The sequence below is a fragment of the Oceanicola sp. S124 genome (genome assembly GCF_000220565.1).
GTDB lineage: Bacteria > Pseudomonadota > Alphaproteobacteria > Rhodobacterales > Rhodobacteraceae > Pseudooceanicola.
Window position 1 is genome coordinate 1 of sequence record NZ_AFPM01000208.1, and the last position, 20,815, is coordinate 20,815.

Genomic DNA, 20,815 nt, shown 5'->3' on the forward strand with positions numbered 1-20,815 from the left:
GCCGGCAGCAACACCGCCAAGCTGTCCGAGGAACGCGCCGAGGCCTCGAAGAAGATCCAGGAAGCCACCGCCAAGGCAGCCCAGAAGCGCCTGGACGGCGAGGCTGCTGCCAAGGCCAGCCCGCTGCCCGTTCCCGAACTGCCGAAAAGCAAACCTGCCGCGACACCCGAGGCCGCCCCGGTTGCCCAGGCCCCGCAGCCGCAGGGCCTGCGACAGACCGCCGGCCAGCGCGCCGCCGGTGCCGCCCGCCGCCCGGCGCCGCGTGGCAGCCAGCGCGCCGGCAGCAACCCGCGCCGCCCGCTGCGCAAGGGCTGAGGGCCGGACGTGTCGCCAGACCTTACAAGGAACACCCCCCATGGCTGAGCAGATCGAGACGGACGAGCTGGAGGACAGCTCTGCCCCCCTCATCGAGCACCTGGCCGAGCTGCGCACGCGGCTGATCCGCTGCGTCCTCGCCTTCACCGTGGCCATGGTGGCCTGTTTCTCGGTCGGCGGGCCGCTGCTGGACTTTCTGCTGATCCCGATCGAACACACCATGCGGGCGCTCGGCAACCCGAACCCGGTGATGCAGTACACCGCCCCGCAAGAGTATTTCTTCACCCTGGTGCGGATCTCGATGGTCGGTGGCCTCGTCGTGTCCTTCCCGGTGATCGGCTACCAGATGTGGCGGTTCGTGGCGCCGGGCCTCTACAAGAACGAGAAGTCGGCCTTCCTTCCCTTCCTCGTCGCCTCTCCCTTGCTGTTCCTGCTGGGCGCGGCCTTCGCCCATTTCGTCGTCGTGCCGATGGCCATGGCCTTCTTCCTGGGCTTTGCTGATGTGCCCAGCCTCGTGGCTGCCCTGGCCCAGGGGGCCGACAGCGTCGGCGAGGCGGTCGAGAGCAGCGGCATCGACATCGTCTTCAACGGCAAGGTCAACGAAAGCCTCGACATCACGCTGAAGATGATCGTCGCCTTCGGCCTGTGCTTCCAGCTGCCGGTTCTGCTGACCCTGATGGGCAAGGCCGGGCTGGTCAGCGCCGAGGGCCTGAAGAACGTCCGCAAATATGCCATCGTCGGCATCCTGATCCTTGCCGCCCTGGTCACCCCGCCCGACGTGGTGACCCAGGTGGTGCTGTTCACGGTGGTCTACGGTCTCTACGAGATCTCCATCTTCATGGTCCGCCGGGTCGAGAAGTCCCGCGAGGCACGGCTGAAGGCCGAGGGCCTCTGGGACGAGGATATCGACGGCGCCGCCAGTGATGTGGCCGCCCCCGAGGCAGATCCCGACGCCGACAAGGACAAGTAAGCCGAGGAAGGGCACGTGATGAGCGACGAGCTGACCCGGATCGCCGAGGCGCTGGAGCGCATGGCGCCCGCCCCTCTGGAGGCGCCCGATTTCGACAGTGCCGAGGCCTTCGTCTGGCATACCGCGCCCGAGCGGCTCGTGCCGGTCACCCGGGTGGCCCGTGTCGATCTCTCGCTGCTGGTCGGGGTCGACCGCTCGCGCGATACGCTGCTGGCCAATACGCTGCAGTTCGCCCGGGGCCACGGGGCCAACAACGCCCTGCTCTGGGGCGCGCGGGGCATGGGCAAGTCGTCGCTGGTGAAATCCGTGCATGCCGAGGTGCTGCGCCAGGGCCTGCCGCTGAAGATCGTCGAGCTGCAACGCGAGGACCTGCCCTCGGTCTCGCGCCTGCTGGAACTTCTGGCGGGCAGCGACTGCCGCTTCCTGCTGTTCTGCGACGACCTCTCGTTCAGCCATGATGATCAGCACTACAAGAGCCTGAAGGCGGTGCTGGATGGCGGCATCGCCGGCCGTCCCGAGAACGTGCTGTTCTATGCCACCTCGAACCGCCGCCACCTGATGCCCCGCGACATGATCGAGAACGAGCGCTCTTCGGCGATCAATCCCAGCGAGGCGGTCGAAGAGAAGGTCTCGCTGTCGGACCGTTTCGGGCTGTGGCTGGGCTTCCACCCCTGCAATCAGGACGAGTACCTGGCGATGATCGACGGCTATTGCGCGGCCCATGGGCTGCGCGTCGATCCCGAGGTCCTGCGCGCCGAGGCCATCGAATGGCAGGCGACGCGCGGCGCGCGCTCGGGGCGCGTGGCATGGCAGTTCTTCGTCGATCTCGCCGGGCGGCAGGGCGTGACCTTGGGCTGAGCCTCGGCTCAGGTGCCCGAAAGCATCCGCGCGATGCGCAGGGCATAGCGGTCGGTCATCCCCGAGGTGAAATCGGCCAGCCCGTGCAGCGCGGATTCGGCGTCGGTGACATCGCGCAGGTCCAGCGAGATGGCGCGGCGCAGTTGCTCGGTCGGGCCGGAGAGGCGCCCGGCATCCCAGCCCTTTGCCGCCAGGTCCTCGTAAACCGGAAGCACCCCGTCCAGCACGTTCTGCACCACGCGACGTCCCGAGACTTCCAGCTCGGTCTTGCGGGGCGAGGTGAAGATGCGGCTGCGGGCCAGATCCTCGATCTTCTCGAATTGCTGCGCGCGGTCCGAGGCCTCGATCAGCGCCCCCGGGAAGGTGCCGTTCAGGATGGCATCGTAGTTCTGCTCGAAAGCCTCGACGCAGGCGCTGATGGCGCGCCCGATGGCCACGGCGCGCAGGGTGGCGATATGTTCGGCCCGGGTCTGGTGGGAACTGTCCTTGCCGCTGCTGTCGATCAGCGCTTCGAGCGGCGCCCGGACGGTGTCGTAGTCGAGGTCGCCCGAGGTGAAGGCGTCTTCGAGGTCGACGATGTTGTAGCAGATGTCATCGGCCGCCTCGACCACCAGCACCAGCGGATGACGGTGCCAGTGGCGGGCCTGGGGCAGCCCTTCGGCGCGCAGGCCAAGCGCCTCGGCGACCTCTGCGAAGTAGCTCTCCTCGCTGGAAAACAGGCCGAACTTCTTCAGGCCGCGCCGCCCGGCGCGCTGCGCGTCGGACAGGCTGTCGCGGGTGCGGGCAGTGACGGGATACTTGGTGAAGGCCCCCAGCACGGCCTTGGACAGCCGCATGCCGCCGCGATTGCGGTACATCTCAAGCCGGGTCAGGATGCGGAAGCCCTGGGCATTGCCCTCGAAGGCGGTGAACTGGCTCTGCAGGGCTGGGTCCAGGTCGGCGGCCAGCCCGCGCCCGAGGTCGAAGCGCCCGGCGAACCAGTCGCCGATGGATTCCTCGCCGGAATGGCCGAAGGGCGGGTTGCCGATGTCATGGGCGACACAGGCTGCCTGCACCACATTGGCCAGCGCATAATCGTCGCCGGGGGGCAGCTCACCCTGGTCGACCAGCCACTGGCCGATCCGCATCGCCAGCGAGCGGCCGACGGATCCGACCTCGATCGAATGGATCAGCCGGTGGTGGATATGGTCGTGATCATAGAGCGGATGCACCTGCGTCTTGTTGGCCAGGCGCCGGAAGGGGGCGGAGAAGACGATGCGGTCGTGATCCTGCACGAAGACCGAACGGCTGGCGGCGCCACGATAGCTGGCATCGCCAAGGCGCTCGCTTGACAGCAGGCGGGTCCAGTCGGTCATGCGGCGCGTTCTCCGGTGCCGCTCAGGGCAGGAAGTCCATCGGGTTGACCGTCTCCAGACCGCGGCGCACCTCGAAGTGCAGGTAGGCATCGTTGCCGCCGGGCACCTGGGCGATCTTCTGGCCGCGGCTGACGGCGTCGCCCTTGGCCACGGTGATCGCCGAGACGTTGGAATAGAGCGTCAGCAGGCTGTCGTCATGCTTGATGACGATGACGGCGCGGCTGTCGGTATCCTCGATGATCGCCGCGACCGAGCCAGCGCCGGCGGCCTTCACCGCGGTGCCGGGATCGGCTGCCAGGTCGATGCCGTCGCTGCGACCCTTCTCGTACTCGCGGATGATCCGCCCGCGCAGCGGGTAGTCGAAGCGGGTCGAGACCTGGGCCTGTTCCGAGGAGAGATCGGGCGCCAGCTCCTGCTTGGCCTCGTTGGCCTGCGCCTGGGCCTCGGCCTGGGACAGGGGCTGCTCCTGTGGCAGCGGCTGCGAGGCCGAGGGCGGCACGGGCGTGGCCGATCCCGCCCCGGGGGGCTCGGTCGGGGCGGGTGCGGCGCTGACCTGGCCGTTCTCGGCCACCAGGGGGATCAGCAGGAACTGGCCCTCGCGGATGGTGAACTGGCTGTCCAGGCCGTTCCAGTCCGACAGGGCGCGGACCGAGACGCCGTAGGCCCGGGCGATGGTATAGGCGGTTTCGCCGCGTTGCACCTGGTGGCGCACCGGCTCATTGCCGACCTGGCGGCTGGGTTCGCCGGGCGCGGCGGGGGGCAGGGTGGCCACGGCCACCTGGTTGCCCGCGGCACGGTCGATGGCCGAGCCGGCCATGGTGGTGATGTCGACCTGGCCCGGCGCCAGGATCGGGCCGGTGCCCGCGGCCCCCGTGGCGGGCGAGGGTTCCGCCACCCGCGAGGGCAGGGCCAGCACCTCGCCTTCGCGCAGGAGCGAGTCGACCTCGAGGCCGTTGTAGCGCGCAAGGGCCGCCGGGTCGGTGCCGACCCGCTGCGCCACATTGGCGACGCGGTCGTCACGCCGGGCCACGGCGACCTGGTAGTTGGGATAGGAGATGATGCCGCGATTGTCGGGTTGGGGCCGGGGGGCCGAGGCGCTGCGCGCCGCATCCGCCGTCGAGAAGGCATCAAGCCCGCCGCGCAGGTCGCTGTCGAAAGTGCATCCGGCCACCAGGGCCACAAGGCAGGTGGCCGCCAGCAGGCGGGAAGGGTTGCGTCTCTGTCCGGTCATCTGTTCGATCCTCATCCGCGGCCCTCTCTGGGGCTTTCCCTCTCCGGTCTCGTGCCGGGTATCTCAAAGTGGCGGCCAGTACCAGCCTGTCGGCGGAGATCAGCCGTCCTTGCCCATCCCCTCGACCAGCGGCACGAAGCGCACCGGGCGCAATTCGTCGTAGTCCAGCCCGGTCTCGGTCTTGCGCACGCGGATCAGGCTCTGAACCGTGTCCGACTGGCCGACGGGCAGGACCATGATACCCCCCGTCTTGAGCTGAGCCAAGAGCGGCCCGGGCGGGTCTTCCGCCGCTGCGGTCACGAGAATGCGATCAAAGGGCGCCTGCTCGGGCAGCCCGAAGGAGCCGTCGGCGGCAAAGGTGGTCACGTTGACCAGCCCCATGGAGTCGAGCACGGCCTTGGCCTCGCGCACGAGGCGAGGGTGGCGGTCGACGGTATAGACCCGCCGCGCGAGCTGAGAGAGCACAGCCGCCTGGTAGCCCGAGCCGGTCCCGACCTCGAGCACCTTGTCACGTGGCTGCACGTCCAGCGCCTGGGTCATCAGCCCCACGACGGAGGGTTGGGAAATGGTCTGCCCGCAGGAGATCGGCAGCGGCATGTCCTCGTAGGCGCGGTCGGCGAAGAGGCCGCGGATGAAGGCTCCGCGGTCGATCTTCTCCATGGCCTCGAGGACGCGCTTGTCGGTCACCCCGCGCGAGCGCAGCGCGAAGAGGAATTGCATCTTGCGTTCCGCGATGTCGAGTTCGTCCTGGTTCATGCGGGCAAAGTCCTTCATGGCCCCCTGGGCCGTTGCGGCACGATTGCCCAAACCGGGCCGCATGGAAAGGCTTGTGACGCCCCCGAAGGAATTACAGGCCCTGAAGCGTGTCCAGAAGGTCATGGGCGGTCAGATCCGCCCGCATCGGCGTCACCGAGACATAGCCGGCCTGGTTCGCGGCGATGTCGCAGCCCTCGGGCACCTGCCCATGCTGGTTGCCGCCCTGGGCCCAGAGGAAACGCCGCCCCGAGGGCGAGGTCTGGGCGCTGACCGAGAAGGAGGTATCGGGCCGCAGCCCCTGCGGCACCACCTGGATGCCCTTGACCTCGGCAGCCGCGGTGGCGGGGAAGTTGACGTTGTAGAAGGTGGCATAGCCAGTGGACACGGGCTTGTGCCGGGCCAGCAGGCGGCGCACCACGTCTGCGCCATGGGCGGCAGCGGCCTCGAAGGGATCGTCGAGTGCCACGTTGCCGGGGCCGAAGTACTGCGACAGGGCGATGGCGGTCAGCCCCTGCAGGGCGCCCTCCATGGCACCACCGAGAGTGCCCGAGTAGACCGCGTTCTCGCCCGAGTTGTTGCCCCGGTTCACGCCGGAAAGCACCAGGTCGATCTGCTGGCCCGCCAGCACGTCATGGACACCGGCCAGCACGCAGTCGGCAGGCGATCCTTCCGCGGCGAAGCGGCGCTCGCCCATCTGCGAGATCATCGTGGGGTGGGCATAGGAAATGCAGTGGCCGACGCCGGATTGCTCGAAGGCAGGCGCCACGGTCCAGACCTCGCCCCCGGGGCCGGCAAGCTCGGTGGCGATGGCCTCGAGGGTCTGCAGACCCGGTGCGTTGATGCCGTCGTCATTGGTGATCAGAATGCGCATGTGCCTGCCCTTGCCCCGGAATGTCGATTTCGCCCTGCATAGGGGAGGGGCGCGGAGGGGGCAAGCGATTGGCGCCCGGGCAAGAGAGGTTGGGGGCCTGGTCCAGCCGATGTTTCCAGCCGCCGGGCAGGGGAGCGGGCAGCCAGGGGAGGCATCCTGCGCGTGTGTTCGAAAGCAGGTGCAGCCGACGGTGGTGGCTGGGGGGCAGTCTATCCGGGACTTGCGGTGCCCCGACGCAAGACGCGGCGGCCCTGTGGAACAATTCTCTTCATCGGAGGTCCAGATGGCGGCCGGCGCAGGGGGCTCTGCCCCCCTCCGCTGCGCGGAGTCCCCCGGAGGTATTTCTCGCCTGGTGATGATCAAGGAAGAGGGGCCCGGAGAGGCCTCCTCCTTTTGCGTCAGGAGCGTGGCAAGCCCTCAGTGGAGAAGGAGGGCGCCTCTCCGGGCCCTGTCCCGCATCATCACCAGGCTGAAAATACTCCCGCCGGAGGCATGGCAGATTTCAGCATACCGCCCGCGAGGACAGGCAGGCGCCAAAGTGGTCCCGAAGGTCGGGGGCCGTCGCTCAGAGAAGGCCCGAAAGCAGGCGCTGTGCCTCTGCCATGGGATCGGCGAGTTTCATGCGATCCTCGCCCGGGTGGAAACGGGCGCGGGTGGCTGTCGGCATCGGTCGGGGAGAGAGGACATGGACGCGGGGGCCGGTCTTCTCGGTCTCGGCGGCGAAGGAACGGGCCAGGGCGATCTGCGCCGCCTTGGTCGCCCCGTAGGCGCCGAAGAACTTGGCGCCCGGTGCGGGGGCGTCCTCGAAGAACAGCGCCTGGCCGGTGCTGCCGAGAAGCGGCGCGACATAGGGGACGAGGTGGCCCATGGCGGTCACGTTGGTGTCCACCGACTTGGACCAATCCTTGGAGTCGAGATGGGCCGCGGGCGTCAGCGGCGCGGCATGGACGGCCGTATGGGCCCAGAGCGCGACACTGCCCCAGCGGTCATGGATCGAGCGGCAGAGCTGGGCCATGGCCGGGGCCAGGCAGATGTCCATCGGCGCCAGCGTGGCGGCACCGCCCTGGGCCTTGATGCGGTCGTCCAGTTCCTCCAGCGCGCCCACCGTGCGGGCCACGGCGACGACATGGTGGGTCTTCGCCAGTTCCAGCGCCAGGGCGGCGCCGAGGCCACGGGAGGCGCCAGTGACCAGGGCGACGGGCGGGGAGATTTCTGTCATGCTCATGATCCGGGTGTGCGGCTTTTGCCGGGGGCGGTCAAGAGGGTGCTCAGCTTCCCGGCAGCGTCATTCTGAAGCTGCGTCCGCGGGCCAGCAGCAGCAGCTCGCCATTGGTGATGGCGGTGATCTGCACGCCCTCCAGCTTGTCGCCGGGGCGGGCGCGGGTGATGCCTCCGCCGGGCAGGCGCAGCAGGGCCTCGGGGCCGGCGGGGCCTGTCAGCGTGCCGAGAAGCGCCAGTTCGCGCATCGGCAGGGCCTCTTCCTGGGTGGCGAGGGCGGCCGGATCATTGGCCATGGGATAGCTCCGTCGTGGTTGCGGAGCTTCCCCTGTCACGGAACGCGGGGCGGCGGAAGGGGGGCGGCCGGGGACGTCACGTCCCTCGGCGCCTTGCCGCCCGGGGCGCTTCAGTCACTGGCAAGAGCTTGCCGGATATCCTGTCCCGCCGCCTCGTAGAGGTCGATCAGCTGTTCCAGCGAGAGCCCCTCGTCCTGGGCCTCGGCCAGGGCGCCCTCGCTGGCGAGGATCAGCGGCCGGGCGCCCTCGCCGCCGGGCTCGAGGGTGACCGGCGCGCCGAGGCTGCCGGGGAAGAGGGGCAGGTCATTGGCCAGCGTCGCCGCGCCGGGGGCGAAGGGGGCACCTTCGGAGATATGGTCGAGATAGGCGTAGAAGGTGGCGGGGGGCACCTCGACCCAGGGGGCGAGGTAGAGCACCTCCTCGGCGCCGCGGATCGGCAGCGGCAGGATGGCGTGGAGGAAGCGGCTTTCGCCGAGGCGGCAGAGCTCGGGGGCAAGGCGGTCCTCGCCGGCGCGGACCTCGGGCGCCTCTTCGCTCGGCGCGGCATGGGGCCAGGCCGAGGGCATGTCGAAACCGATGTCGAAAACGCCACCGAACTTGTCCTGGAGGCGGCGCCAGCGGGCGTCGAGGGCGAGGAGGGTCATGGGCCGGGTCCTTTCGGTTTTGCCTTGGTCTAGCAGGGATGGCCGGAGAGGGCGAGGCGGATGCGGGCGCTGTCGGGGCGCTGTACATCAGGGCGGTGGCCCGCCTAAGGTCACTCCATGACAGACGAGAGAGATTTCTGCGAAGCCCGGTTTGACCGCGACGGCGTGACGACCTGGGAGCTTCGCTCCATCGACGAGATCCTGGGGATGGACCCAAGGCCGACGCTGCGCTGTCCGCAATGCCATGGGCAATTCCGCGCCCACAAGGCAGGCACCACGGGGCAGCGGGCGCATTTCGAGCATCGGAAGGGGCACGCCGGATGCCCGCTGAAGCCGGGGACCTTCAACGGAACGCCCTCGCGGCATCCCGAGGCGCTGGACTAGCCGGGCTGGCGAGCGCGTGCTTCTCTGTCTGTTCAGGAAGGTGGATTGGCATCCACCCTACGCGGACGGCAGCGGTGAGAGTAGGGTGGATGGCAATCTACCTTCCTGACCACCTTCCTGGCCACCGTTGGCCAGCTCCGGGACAACGAAAAAGGCAGCCCGGGGGCTGCCTTTCTGATGGGATGTCCCGAAGCTTATTCCGCTGCTTTCAGCTGGAAGCCCTTCTCGATCTGGTCCGAGGGGGCCACGGGGTATTCGCCCGAGAAGCAGGCGTCGCAATACTGCGGGCAGCTGTTGTCGCGGCCCGAGGCCTCGCCGGCTGCGCGGTAGAGGCCGTCCAGAGAGATGAACTTGAGGCTGTCGACCTTGAGGTGGTCGCGCATTTCATCTTCGGACATGGTCGCGGCCAGCAGCTTCTCGCGCTCGGGCGTGTCGACGCCGTAGAAGCAGGGCCAGGCCGTCGGCGGAGAGGCGATGCGGAAGTGGACCTCGGCCGCGCCGGCATCCAGGATCATCTCCTTGATCTTGCGCGAGGTCGTGCCGCGCACCACCGAGTCATCGACCAGAATCACCCGCTTGCCACGGATCAGCGCCCGGTTGACGTTCAGCTTCAGGCGCACGCCCATGTTGCGGATCTGCTCGGTCGGCTCGATGAAGGTCCGGCCCATGTACTGGTTGCGGATGATCCCCATGGCATAGGGGATGCCGCTTTCCTGGCTGTAGCCGATGGCCGCCGGGGTGCCGCTGTCGGGCACCGGGCAGACCAGGTCGGCCTCGACAGGGCTTTCCTTGGCCAGCTCGACACCGATCTGGCGGCGGGTCTCGTAGACCGAGCGGCCGCCGATGATCGAATCGGGGCGCGAGAAATAGACATGTTCGAAGATGCAGAACTTCGAGGGCTGGGGCCGGAAGGGCTGGCGGCTTTCCAGCTTGCCGTCTTCGGTGATGATGACCATTTCGCCCGGCTCGATCTCGCGCACCAGCTCGGCGCCGATGATGTCCAGGGCACAGGTCTCGGAGGACAGGCAGTACCCGTCGGCGACCTTGCCCAGCACCAGCGGGCGCACGCCCAGCGGATCACGGACGCCGATCAGCTTGGTGCGGGTCATGGCGATGACCGAGAAGGCGCCCTCGACCCGGCGCAGGGCATCTTCCATTCGCGAGGGGATGTCCTTTTGCAGCGATCGGGCCATCAGGTGGATGATGCATTCGCTGTCGCTGGAGCTCTGGAAGATCGAGCCCCGCTCGATCAGCTCGCGGCGCAGGGCGTCGGCATTGGTGATGTTGCCATTATGGGCAATCGCCGCGCCGCCACGGGAGAATTCGCCGAAGAAGGGCTGCACATCGCGGATCACCGCGGCCTTCTTGCCGGCGGTGGAATAGCGCACATGGCCGATGGCGAGCGGCCCGGGCAGGGTCTGCATCACATCCTGCGAGGTGAAGTTGTCGCGCACATAGCCGAAGCGTCGGGCCGAGTTGAAGCCGACGTCGGGATCATGGCAGACGATGCCGCCGGCCTCCTGGCCGCGATGTTGCAGCGCGTGCAGGCCGAGGGCGACGAAGTTCGAGGCATCGGTCACGCCGATGACGCCGAAGATCCCGCATTCCTCCTTCAGCTTGTCGTCATCGAAGGGGTGCGCGAGGAACCGCTTCTGCTGCGAGAGGGGGGCGGGGGGCGTGGCGGCTGAGGAGGCCTTGGTCATCTGGGGGACGTCCTGGGCAAGATGCTTGGGCTGCAAGGGGGATGCTCCGAATCCGGTCATTCCGTCGCGCCCCTCTTACGTCCCTTGGGCGCCAGTGTCACGTGCGCAGCGTGACAGATATGTGTCACTGCGGCAATCGTGATCCCGGGACGCCCGGAGCGGGGCGGGTGCGTGCATGAAAAAGGCGCCGGGCGGGATCCGCCGGCGCCTTGTCGGTCAATCGTGGGCTGCGTCGGTCTTACGCCTCGATGGCGCAGGTCGATGCCAGCTCTTCGTATTTCTCGGTGATCCAGCCGAGGGCGCGCTCGGGGTCCTCGTTCTCGATCTTGGTGGTCAGCTTGGCAAAGACCGCGGCCGAGCGCGAGTTGTCCACCATGGGCACCGACTGGCTGGTCAGCATGGTTTTGTAGACGAAGAAGGCCACGGCGATCAGCAGCACGCCGCGGGCCACGCCGAACAGGAAGCCTGCCGCCTGGTCGATGCCGCCCAGGACCGAGCGCTGCACGAAAGAGGCGAAGGCCGGGGTGAACAGCGAGGCCAGGGCCAGCGCCACGGCGAAGAGCACCCCGAAGGAGGCGATCACCGAAAGCTCGCAGCTGTCGGCCAGGTATTCGCCCAGCACGGGGATCTCCTTGACCAGCGGCTGGATGTCGGGGGCGAAGATGAAGGCCACCACGGCCGCCACGATCCAGCCGACGATCGCCAGGCATTCGCGCACGAAGCCCCGGGAATAGGCCAGGATGGCCGACAGCAGCACAACGGCCGCGACGATCCCGTCGATCAGAGTGAAACCTTCCATGCGCGCCGTCTCCGCAGTCCTTCCGGGCCGGACAGACCCTGGTTATACGCCTCAACCGGCGCCGAAAACCTCGCCCACGAAGCTGGTCAGATCCGCCATGCGCATCAACCGCAGCCCCTCGTTTCCGCCGGGCTTGCCGCCTTCGGGGGCGATCGCGGATGAGAAACCAAGTTTCGCCGCCTCTTTCAACCTGTTTTCCGTCTGGCCCACCGGGCGCAGCGCGCCAGAGAGCGAAATCTCTCCGAAAACAACGCAATCCGGGGGCAGGGCGGAATCTTCCCTTGCGGAAAGCAGGGCGGCGGCGACGGCGAGGTCGGCGGCAGGTTCGCTGACCTTCATGCCACCGGCGACATTCAGGTACACGTCGAGCCCGGCGAAGGGGATGCCGCAGCGCGCCTCGAGCACCGCAAGGATGGTCGCCAGCCGCGAGCCGTCCCAGCCGACGGTCGCGCGCCGGGCCTGGGAATGGGGCGAGGGGGCGACCAGGGCCTGGATCTCGACCAGCACGGGGCGGGTGCCCTCGATGCCGGCGAAAACCGCAGAGCCGGGGGTGGGGCGGCCCCGCTCGCCCATGAAGAGGGCCGAGGGGTTCGAGACCTCGGAGAGGCCTGCGCCGGTCATTTCGAAGACGCCGATTTCATCCGCCGGGCCGAAGCGGTTCTTCACCGCGCGCAGGATGCGGAACTGGTGGCCGCGCTCGCCCTCGAAATAGAGCACGGTATCGACCATGTGCTCGACCACCCGGGGGCCGGCGATCTGGCCCTCCTTGGTGACATGGCCGACCAGGATCACGGCGGCGCCGCGCCGCTTGGCGAAGGTCGTCAGCTCATGCGCGGCGGCGCGCACCTGGGAGACCGAGCCGGGGGCGCTGTCGACGATGTCGGACCACATGGTCTGGATCGAATCGATGATCACGAGGTCGGGGCGTTCCTCGTCGAGCGTCGTCAGGATGTCGCGCAGCGAGGTATCGGCGCCAAGCTGGACGGGGGCGTTCTGCAACCCGAGGCGCGCGGCGCGCATGCGCACCTGGGCCGAGGCTTCCTCGCCGGAAATGTAGAAGGTCTTCAGGCCCTTGCCGGCGAAGGCGGCGGCCGCCTGCAGCAGCAGGGTCGACTTGCCGATGCCCGGATCGCCGCCCACCAGGATCGCCGAAGCGGGCACGAGGCCGCCACCCAGCACGCGGTCCAGCTCATCCAGGCCGGACGAGGTGCGCGGCGGCGGGGCCTCCTTGGCCGAAAGGTCGCTGAGGGCGACGCGCTTGCCGCGCGCCGTGCCCAGGGTCTTGCCCGAGGGGCCGGCGGACAGGGGGATGTCCTCGGAGATCGAATTCCAGGCGCCGCAGGCTTCGCAGCGGCCGGACCACTTCGACGAGGTGGCGCCGCATTCGGCGCAGGAGAAGGTGGTGATGGGTTTGGCCATGCCGCCGTTCTGCCCGAGCCGCGCTGAGGGGGCAAGCGATTGCGGTGCCGGTCGGCGGGGACGGGGCCCCAAGGTGCCGGTGTGTGATGAAATGAGAACATTTCAGCAACACTTTCGCGTCGCCACGGGGCGGACGCGCCGCGCGGGTCAGCGCAGCGCGGCGATCGGCCCCTCGGCGCGGCCATGGATGAACTGGTCGACATGCGCATCGCCCGAGGCATCCATCTGCGCCACCGGGCCGGTCCAGCGGACCGTGCCACCGTGCAGCATGGCGACCTCGTCGGCGATGGCGCGCACCGAGGTCATGTCATGGGTGATGGTCAGGGCGGTGGCGCCCATCTCGGTCACGATCTCGCGGATCAGGTCGTTGATCACCCCGGACATGATCGGGTCGAGGCCGGTGGTCGGCTCGTCGAAGAAGATGATCTGCGGATCGGCGGCGATGGCGCGGGCGAGGCCGACGCGCTTCTGCATCCCGCCCGACAGCTCGCCCGGGAAGCGGTCGGCGACATCGGGCGACAGGCCGACGCGGCGCAGCTTCTCGATGGCGATCTCGCGCGCCTCGGCGCGGGGGCGTTTCAGCGCGCCGCGCAGCAGGCGGAACGAGACGTTCTGCCAGACCGGCAGGCTGTCGAACAGCGCCGCGCCCTGGAACAGCATCCCGAAGCGCGCCAGGAAGGCGTCGCGATCTCCCGCCGTGGCATCGACCCCGTCGACCAGGATGCGACCGGCGTCGGGCGTCACCAGCCCGAGCACGCATTTCAGCAGCACCGACTTGCCGGTGCCCGACCCGCCGATCACCACCATCGAGCGGCCGCGCCCGACCTCGAGGTCGACGCCCGCCAGCACGCGGTTGGAACCGAAGCTCTTCTGCAGGCCGGAAATCGAGATCATAGCGAGAAGAAGACCCCCGTCAGCAGGAAGTTGGCGGCCAGGATCAGCACCGAGGCGCGCTCGACCGAAGACTTGGTGGCCCGGCCCACGCCCTGCGCCCCGCGCCCCGAGCCCATGCCCGCGTAGCAGCCCATCAGGGTGGCGATGAAGCCGAAGACCAGTCCCTTGACCATCGAGGAGATCACGTCGAGCGGTTCGAGGAAATCCCAGGTGTTGCGGATGTAGACGGAAGGGTTGAAGCCGAGGGACTTCACCCCGACGGTGAAGCCGCCGAAGATGCCGACGATGTCGCCAAGCCCGACCAGCAGCGGCACCGCGACGATCCCGGCCAGCACGCGCGGCACGGTCAGGTATTTCATCGGATGGGTCGAGAGGGTGACCAGGGCGTCGATCTGCTCGGTCACCTTCATGGTGGCGATCTCGGCGGCGATGGAGGAGGTCACGCGGGCGGCGATCATCAGCCCGACCAGCACCGGCCCCAGTTCGCGCACCATGCCAAGCGCCACGATTTGCGGCACCACCGCCTGGGCGTCGAAACGCGCGCCGCCGGCATAGATCTGCAGCGCCAGCGCGCCGCCGGTGAAGAAGGCCGTCAGGCCGACGACGGGCAGCGACAGCCATCCGACATTGCCGAGGGCGACGAGAAACTCACGCCCGTAGAAGGGCGGCGTCACCATGTGGCGGAAGGTCGAGAGCGCGAAGCGCGTCACCCGTCCGACAGAGGCCAGCACCGCCAGCGCCATGGCGCCGAGCGCGGCGAGGCCGCGCAGGGGAAGCGGCTGCGCCATCTCAGCCCCGGTAGTGCCGCGCGTAGCGGGCGCCGAGCGAGGTGAGGATCTCGTAGCCGATGGTCTCGGCATTGGCGGCGAGGTCGTCGACGGTCTGGATCTCGTTCAGCAGGGCGAGGTAGTCGGGCACCTCGGGCAGCCCGGTGACATCGACGGTGATCAGGTCCATCGAGATGCGCCCGACGATGGGGCAGGCGGTCTCTCCGGCATAGGTCATGGTCTTCGGACCCATCAGGCGGTGCAGCCCGTCGGCATAGCCCGCCGCAACCGTGGCGATGACCGAGACGCGCTCGGCCACCCAGGTATTGCCGTAACCGACGGATTCGCCCGCCGCGACCTGGCGGGTCTGGATCACCGGCAGGTCCAGGTAGGCGACGGGGCGGGCCTCGGCGAAGGGCAGGCCGCCGTACATGCCGCAGCCCGGCCGGGTGACCTGGAAGTGATAGTCGGGCCCCAGCAGGATGCCGCCGGTGGCCGAGAGCGAGCAGGGCACAGAAAGGCCGGCGACCATGTCGCGGAAGGCGGCCAGCTGCTGGCGGTTCATCGGGTGGTCGGGCTCGTCCGCGCAGGCGAGATGGGACATCACCAGCTCGGGACCGGCGGCCAGCGCCTCGTCGCGCAGGGCGGCCCAGTCGGCGGGCTCGAGGCCCAGGCGGTTCATGCCGCTGTCGAGCTGCACGCCGAAGGCGGCGCCGGGCAGGGCCTGGCGGTGGCGGCGGAACTGCTCGACCGAATTCAGCATCGGCACCAGGTCGGCCTGTTCAAGCAGCGCTGCATCGCCCTTGCCATGGCCGGAAAAGACGCAGATCTGCACGCCGGGTCCAAGCGCCTGGCGCACGGCCAGGCCTTCCTCGGCGGCCGCGACGAAGAAGCGCCGGGCGCCCGCCTCGGCCAGGGCCTGTGCCACGCGCGGCGCCCCGAGACCGTAGCCATTGGCCTTCACCACGGCGCCGGATTCCACCGAGGCGGCGGATTTTGCATCAAGCGCCCGCCAGTTGGCTTTCAGCGCGTCGAGGTCGATGGAGAGGCGAGAGGTGGTCATGGCAGGTTTCTGCGCCCTGTCGCGGCAAGGCGCAAGGGTCTTTTGCGGCGCGTGCGGCGGCAGGCCGCCCTTCGCGGGTGTCCCCATTTGCGGCCCTGGCCGCTGCGCGGAAGTTGCGGCAGGAAGATGGCGGACCTGACCGTCAAAGCACCGCAATTTGTCCGCATTTCGGCCCTTTCGGCTGTCTACGACCTTGGTCGTGGATGTGTGTCAGAAGGTGGTCGAGGTGACAGAGCAAAGATGCTGAGCAAGTTCCGAAAGCCGGCCGCGCCGGTCGTCCGCCCGCGGCGGGTGCACAGGGAGTTGCCCTCGACCTGGGTCGAAGTGCCCTCGGATTACACCGACGCCGCCCGGTGGTCGCCCCGCATCGGAGAGTACTTCCCGAACTTCTCGGGGGACTCAACCGACGGGCGGATCACCTTCCACCCCTATACCAGCGGCCACTGGACGATCTTCTTCAGCATTGCGGCGGCCTTCTCCGAAACCTGCACCGTCGAACTTGCCGAGCTGTCAGGGGTGCAGCAGGAGCTGTGCCAGGAAGGGGTGAAGGTCATCGGCATCGCCCGCAACACGGTCGCCGAGCTGCACAGCTGGCGCCAGGAGGTGTCGCGCCGCAGCGGCCACCAGGTCACGCTGCCGATCCTGTCGGACCCGGAGGGCATCCTGACCAGTACCTTCGGCATGATCCACCCGCTGCAGGACGAGAATTCGACCATCCGCAAGACGCTCATCATCGACCCGCGCCTGCGGGTCAGCATGAACTTCGAGTATCCGCTCTATATCTCGCGTTCGATCGAAGAGTTGCTGCGCACTCTCGATGCGGCGCGCGATCACTACCAGGAGAACCTGCTCAGGGGGCGCCACGGATAATCCGGGGATCGGCGCCCCCTGGGGACCTACTTCGCCGCCTTCTGCGCGATCTGCAGGCAGAGGTCGGTGGCCACGGCCATGTCCTGCACCGAGATCCACTCCAGCGGGCCATGAATGTTCTGCATGCCGGTGAAGAGGTTGGGGCAGGGTACCCCCATCTCGGTCAGGCGCGAGCCGTCGGTGCCGCCACGGATCGGGACCGAGACGGGATCAAGGCCGATGGCCCGGCTGGCGTCGCGGGCCAGCTCGACCGGGGTCATGTCGTTTTCCAGCCAGTAGCGCATGTTGCGGTACTGCGGGGTGATCTTGCAGGTGATCTTCGCCCGCGGCTCGGTCGCGGCGACGGCGGCACAGACCTGTTCCAGCATCGCGCCCTTGGCGGAAAGGCCGTCGCGCTCGAAGTCGCGGATGATGAAGGTCAGCTTCATCTCGGAAGACCCGCCGGTCATGTCGGTGGCATGGACAAATCCGTCGCGGCCGCCGGTGGTTTCGGGTGTCATGGTGGCCTGGGGCATCATCTCGACGATCTTCGAGGCCAGGTGAATGGCGTTGACCAGCTTGTCCTTGGCGAAGCCGGGGTGGATCGAGACGCCGGTGACGGTGACATGGGCGATATCGGCCGAGAAGGTCTCGTACTCGATCTCGCCCAGCTTGCCGCCGTCGAAGGTATAGGCGAAGTCCGCGCCGAGGTCCGCCGGCAGCCGGGCATCGACGCCGCGGCCGATCTCCTCGTCCGGGGTGAAGGCGATGCGGATCGGACCGTGCGGGATCTCAGGGTTTGCAAGCAGGTGCCGCATGGCGGTCATGATGATCGCCACGCCTGCCTTGTCGTCGGCGCCAAGCAGCGTGGTCCCCGAGGCGGTGATCAGGTCATGGCCCTGCTTGTCCGCCAGGTAGGGGAATTCCGCAGGCGAGAGCACCAGCGCGGGATCGTCGGGAAAGGTGATGTCGCCGCCGTTGTAGCCCTTGATGACGCGCGGCTTGACGCCGGTGGCATTGAACTGCGGCGCGGTGTCGACATGGGCCAGGAAACCGAGGGTCGGGCCGTCGGTCGTGCCGGGGATCGTCGCCAGCACGGCGCCGTATTCGGTCAGGGTGACGTCGGCGGCGCCGATGTCGCGAAGCTCGGCTTCCAGCAGGCGCATCATGTCCAGCTGGATCGCGGTGCTGGGCGACGTGGGAGAGAGCGCGTCGCTCTGGCTGTCGATGGCGGCGTAGCGGACCAGGCGGTCCTCGAGTTCGGCGGCGAAGGGGCTGGACATGAAGGGGCTGGACATGGGGACTCCTCGTTTTGCGCCGAGAAGGCCGGGGGGCGGGGCAAGAGTCAACCCGTGCCGCCCCGGCAGGGCTCAGGGATCCCAGTGTTCAGGGGGGGCAGTGTTCAGGGATCCCAGTGCTGGCGGAACCGTTCCCAGGTCTTTTCCCCGGCGAGGCAGTCGGACTGCGGCGTCACCCCGGCAACGGGGACGATCACCGCGTCCGAGGCCTGCATGATGCGGGGCTGGATCGCCGCAATTTCCAGCACGATCTTGCGGCGCACGGCATCGGCGAATTCGTCCCAGCTGCGCACGGGAATGACGAAGGCGCCCTGACCCCCGATCACGCAGTCGCGATAGTAGCTGTCCAGCGATTCCAGCGTCCATTGAGAGCCGACGCCCTCATCCGTCATCAGCGGCAGCCCGTTGATGGTGATGCCGCGCGCCAGCAGCCGGTCGCGGGCCGGCACCACAGGCGCGCCCGAGTTGTTCGGCCCGTCGCCCGAAATGTCGACCACCCGGCGCATCCCCTGGTAGCGGTTGCCCTCGATCGTGGTCGCCGCGTAGTCCAGCGCCGAAGAGATCGAGGTGCGCTGCATCCCGAAAGGCTGGCTTTCCATCAGCGCCGAGGCGACCACGGCGGCCTCATCGGCCGAGCCGATGGTGGTCCAGTCGACCACCACCCGGTGCGATCCGGGCCCGGCCCATTCGACGTAGGTGATGGCAATGCGCCCGAGGAAGCCGTCGCCGATCACCGACAGCACCGCGTCCGAGGTCAGCGCCGCCGCATAGCCGCGCCGCTGGATGTCCAGCTCATGCGGGGTCATCGAGCGCGAGACATCGACCATCAGCGCAAGCTCGACATCGACTTCGACGAGGGTTGGATCATAGGCGAAGAGATCGGTCCCCTGCGCCGCGACGGCGGCCGGAAGACCGAGGGGAAGAACCAGGAAAGGAAGAACTTGTAACAGGCGCATGACAAACTGTCCGGTTGTTTCGGCGGATCTGTCCAGTGCTTTGCTGCGATGCAGAAAGCGTGGGCGGTCACGACCGCGACAGATGCACAGAAAACTAGCCAATTTACCTTAACGCGAGCTTTCCTCCTGCGGACTGTCGCAAATTGTCCATATATCGCAGACATAATCGTATGCGTATGAATTGACTTGTCAAGTAATTACGGAATGCTGCGACTGCACGGTGTGTCGCGGCTGCCACCTGTCATGCGGCCTGTTCGAGGCGCTCCATCCTGCCGGATGGCCGACGCCCCGGGCGTGGCAGGCACCCGGGGCGTGGCAGATCTTCCGATCTGAATTCAGTGGCTTGAGGGGGGCGCGGCCTAGTGGTCGTGGTGATCCTGCTGCCAGGGTTTGACGAGATTGCCGAAGCGGGTGAAGCGACCCTCGAAGGACAGTTCCACCGTGCCGATGGGACCGTGACGCTGCTTGCCGATGATCACCTCTGCCTTGCCGTGCAGACGCTCCATGCGCTCCTGCCAGGCGGCCATTTCGTCCAGCCGGTCGTCCGAGGGCTTCTCCCGTTCGACGTAGTATTCCTCGCGGAACACGAACATCACCACGTCGGCATCCTGTTCGATCGAGCCCGATTCGCGAAGGTCCGACAGCTGCGGGCGCTTGTCGTCCCGGCTTTCCACGGTCCGGCTCAGCTGGGACAGGGCGATGACGGGGATGTTCAGCTCCTTGGCGATGGCCTTCATGCCCATCGAGATCTCGGCGATCTCCTGCACCCGGTTGTCGGCGGTGCCGCGGCAGAGCTGCAGATAGTCGATGATCAGCAGGTCCAGCCCATGGGTCCGCTTCAGGCGCCGCGCCCGCGCCGCCAGCTGGGCGATCGGCAGGGCGGGGGTGTCGTCGATGTAAAGCGGGCAGGCCTCCAGCGACTTGGCGGCCTCGACGAAGCGGCGGAATTCCTCTTCGGTCATGTCGCCCTTGCGGATCTGTTCCGAGGGCACTTCGGCGGCCTCCGACAGGATACGGGCAGCCAGCTGCTCGGCGCTCATCTCGAGCGAGTAGAAGCCGACGACGCCGCCTTCGATGGCGCCTTCGGTGCCGTCATGGCGCATGCCACGCTTGTAGGCCTTGGCGACGTTGAAGGCGATGTTGGTCGCCAGAGAGGTCTTGCCCATCGAGGGGCGCCCGGCGAGGATCAGAAGGTCAGAGGGGTGCAGGCCGCCCAGCTTGCGGTCCATGTCGATCAGCCCGGTGGACACGCCCGCCAGGCCGCCCTCGCGCTGGTAGGCGGCATTGGCGACGTTCACCGCATCGGTGACGGCCTTCAGGAAGGACACGAAGCCCGACTCGGACGAGCCCTGTTCGGACAGCTTGTAGAGCTTCTGTTCGGCCTGGACGATCTGTTCCTTCGGGTCGTTGTCGACATCGACGCGGGCCGCCCCGTCCGAGATGTCGCGCCCCAGGCGGATCAGCTCGCGCCGGATCGCCAGGTCATAGATCATCTGGGCGTAATCGCGCACCGCGTAGGAAGACACCGCCGCGCCGGCCAGCTTCACCAGGTACGAGGCGCCGCCCAGTTCCTTCAGCCCCTCGTCGTCGGCCAGGAAGGCCTTCAGCGTGACCGGCGAGGCGAGGTTGTTCTTGGCGATCCGCGCCGCGGCGACCTCGTAGATGCGCGCATGGACCGGATCATAGAAATGCGCCGAGTTGATGATCGAGGCGATGCGGTCGTAGACATCGTTGTTGGTCAGGATCGCGCCCAGCAACTGCTGCTCGGCCTCGACCGAGTGCGGCATGACCTTGCCCAGTTCGCCGTCTTCGCCGCCGGAGGTGTCGGCGTTCGTGCCGGATGCGTTGAAGGTGGTGATCTCGTTCATGCCCGTTTCCGATATCCTGTGTCCCTGGGGTGTCTGCGATCCCGCGGCAACCGGCGCTGTTGCCGCGGGACGGACCTGCCTCGGCCGTCCGGGTCTTGGTGCCGGATCGTCCCCCGTGGGCAGAGGTCTTAGCCGCGAATGCCGGGGAACAGCAAACTGTATAACCCTGTGGATAAGCTGTGTATGGCCTCTTGATACCATATCCTGTGGTCGGCCGCCCGGTCTATATCCAGATAAGTTGATTTCGCTTTCCCGGGCGTGCAAGTTTCTGCCTGCCGGGAAGGCGGGGTGCGCCCAGGGC

At 67.9% G+C, this 20,815-nt stretch carries 20 protein-coding genes and 1 pseudogene; 5 read left to right on the plus strand and 16 right to left on the minus strand.

Translation table 11 applies throughout. The features are described from left to right. The 3 genes and pseudogenes from OS124_RS27520 to OS124_RS0114390 form a co-directional block, all read left to right on the plus strand. Positions 1–315 (plus strand): annotated as a pseudogene (locus OS124_RS27520) (hypothetical protein); the annotation flags it as partial. A 40-nt stretch (positions 316–355) separates the two neighbouring features. Beyond that, entirely contained in the window at positions 356–1,285 is a 930-nt protein-coding gene (gene tatC, locus OS124_RS0114385; protein WP_010140435.1) for a twin-arginine translocase subunit TatC, read from the plus strand. An 18-nt stretch (positions 1,286–1,303) separates the two neighbouring features. Then, entirely contained in the window at positions 1,304–2,143 is an 840-nt protein-coding gene (locus tag OS124_RS0114390; RefSeq protein WP_010140436.1) for an ATP-binding protein, read from the plus strand. An 8-nt stretch (positions 2,144–2,151) separates the two neighbouring features. On the opposite strand, the gene dgt is transcribed toward OS124_RS0114390, so the two are convergent. The 7 genes from dgt to OS124_RS0114425 all read right to left on the minus strand — a co-directional run bounded on the left by dgt (position 2,152) and on the right by OS124_RS0114425 (position 8,514). After that, the gene (dgt, locus tag OS124_RS0114395) at positions 2,152–3,498 is read right to left on the minus strand and encodes a dGTP triphosphohydrolase (RefSeq protein ID WP_010140437.1); all 1,347 of its coding nucleotides are present in this window, start codon (positions 3,496–3,498) and stop codon (positions 2,152–2,154) included. Between the two features lie 22 nt (positions 3,499–3,520). Continuing rightward, positions 3,521–4,729 carry a peptidoglycan DD-metalloendopeptidase family protein gene (locus tag OS124_RS0114400; protein ID WP_029375452.1) on the minus strand — a complete coding sequence of 403 codons (1,209 nt, stop codon included), beginning with the start codon at positions 4,727–4,729 and terminating at the stop codon, positions 3,521–3,523. A 99-nt stretch (positions 4,730–4,828) separates the two neighbouring features. After that, positions 4,829–5,485, minus strand: a complete 657-nt coding sequence (locus OS124_RS0114405) for a protein-L-isoaspartate(D-aspartate) O-methyltransferase (RefSeq protein WP_029375453.1) — start codon at positions 5,483–5,485, stop codon at positions 4,829–4,831. 91 nt (positions 5,486–5,576) lie between these two features. Beyond that, complete coding sequence (gene surE, locus OS124_RS0114410) at positions 5,577–6,356, minus strand: 5'/3'-nucleotidase SurE (protein ID WP_010140441.1); 780 nt, start codon at positions 6,354–6,356, stop codon at positions 5,577–5,579. Positions 6,357–6,921: 565 nt separating this feature from the next. Next, positions 6,922–7,575 carry an SDR family NAD(P)-dependent oxidoreductase gene (locus OS124_RS0114415; protein WP_010140442.1) on the minus strand — a complete coding sequence of 218 codons (654 nt, stop codon included), beginning with the start codon at positions 7,573–7,575 and terminating at the stop codon, positions 6,922–6,924. Positions 7,576–7,624: 49 nt separating this feature from the next. Then, entirely contained in the window at positions 7,625–7,870 is a 246-nt protein-coding gene (locus OS124_RS0114420; protein ID WP_010140443.1) for a hypothetical protein, read from the minus strand. A gap of 110 nt (positions 7,871–7,980) precedes the next feature. After that, positions 7,981–8,514, minus strand: a complete 534-nt coding sequence (locus OS124_RS0114425) for a DUF2199 domain-containing protein (RefSeq protein WP_010140444.1) — start codon at positions 8,512–8,514, stop codon at positions 7,981–7,983. A 117-nt stretch (positions 8,515–8,631) separates the two neighbouring features. On the opposite strand from OS124_RS0114425, the gene OS124_RS24770 reads away from it, so the two are divergent. Continuing rightward, positions 8,632–8,898, plus strand: coding sequence for a hypothetical protein (locus OS124_RS24770; protein ID WP_010140445.1), 267 nt, complete (start codon positions 8,632–8,634; stop codon positions 8,896–8,898). Positions 8,899–9,092: 194 nt separating this feature from the next. On the opposite strand, the gene purF is transcribed toward OS124_RS24770, so the two are convergent. From purF to alr, 6 genes are all read right to left on the minus strand, one after another. Further along, a complete protein-coding gene (gene purF / locus OS124_RS0114435) occupies positions 9,093–10,601 on the minus strand; it encodes an amidophosphoribosyltransferase (RefSeq protein ID WP_010140447.1) in 1,509 nt (502 codons plus the stop codon). Between the two features lie 238 nt (positions 10,602–10,839). Next, on the minus strand, positions 10,840–11,400 hold the full coding sequence (locus tag OS124_RS0114440; protein ID WP_010140448.1) for a CvpA family protein: 561 nt from the start codon (positions 11,398–11,400) through the stop codon (positions 10,840–10,842). 51 nt (positions 11,401–11,451) lie between these two features. Beyond that, positions 11,452–12,819, minus strand: a complete 1,368-nt coding sequence (gene radA, locus OS124_RS0114445) for a DNA repair protein RadA (RefSeq protein WP_010140449.1) — start codon at positions 12,817–12,819, stop codon at positions 11,452–11,454. Positions 12,820–12,966: 147 nt separating this feature from the next. Further along, the gene (locus OS124_RS0114450; RefSeq protein WP_010140450.1) at positions 12,967–13,713 is read right to left on the minus strand and encodes an ABC transporter ATP-binding protein; all 747 of its coding nucleotides are present in this window, start codon (positions 13,711–13,713) and stop codon (positions 12,967–12,969) included. Continuing rightward, entirely contained in the window at positions 13,710–14,501 is a 792-nt protein-coding gene (locus OS124_RS0114455; RefSeq protein ID WP_010140451.1) for an MlaE family ABC transporter permease, read from the minus strand. Before OS124_RS0114455 ends, OS124_RS0114450 begins: the two co-directional genes overlap by 4 nt. Position 14,502: 1 nt before the next feature. Next, a complete protein-coding gene (gene alr, locus OS124_RS0114460; RefSeq protein ID WP_010140452.1) occupies positions 14,503–15,543 on the minus strand; it encodes an alanine racemase in 1,041 nt (346 codons plus the stop codon). Between the two features lie 240 nt (positions 15,544–15,783). On the opposite strand from alr, the gene OS124_RS0114465 reads away from it, so the two are divergent. Continuing rightward, positions 15,784–16,413, plus strand: a complete 630-nt coding sequence (locus OS124_RS0114465; RefSeq protein ID WP_010140453.1) for a redoxin domain-containing protein — start codon at positions 15,784–15,786, stop codon at positions 16,411–16,413. Positions 16,414–16,439: 26 nt separating this feature from the next. On the opposite strand, the gene pepT is transcribed toward OS124_RS0114465, so the two are convergent. The 3 genes from pepT to OS124_RS0114480 all read right to left on the minus strand — a co-directional run bounded on the left by pepT (position 16,440) and on the right by OS124_RS0114480 (position 20,514). Continuing rightward, positions 16,440–17,690: a peptidase T gene (gene pepT, locus OS124_RS0114470; protein WP_010140454.1), complete on the minus strand. Its 1,251-nt coding sequence runs from the start codon at positions 17,688–17,690 to the stop codon at positions 16,440–16,442. Positions 17,691–17,794: 104 nt separating this feature from the next. Next, entirely contained in the window at positions 17,795–18,646 is an 852-nt protein-coding gene (locus OS124_RS0114475) for a DUF1194 domain-containing protein (protein ID WP_010140455.1), read from the minus strand. 359 nt (positions 18,647–19,005) lie between these two features. Next, positions 19,006–20,514, minus strand: coding sequence for a replicative DNA helicase (locus OS124_RS0114480; protein WP_010140456.1), 1,509 nt, complete (start codon positions 20,512–20,514; stop codon positions 19,006–19,008). Between the last annotated feature and the right edge of the window lie 301 nt (positions 20,515–20,815).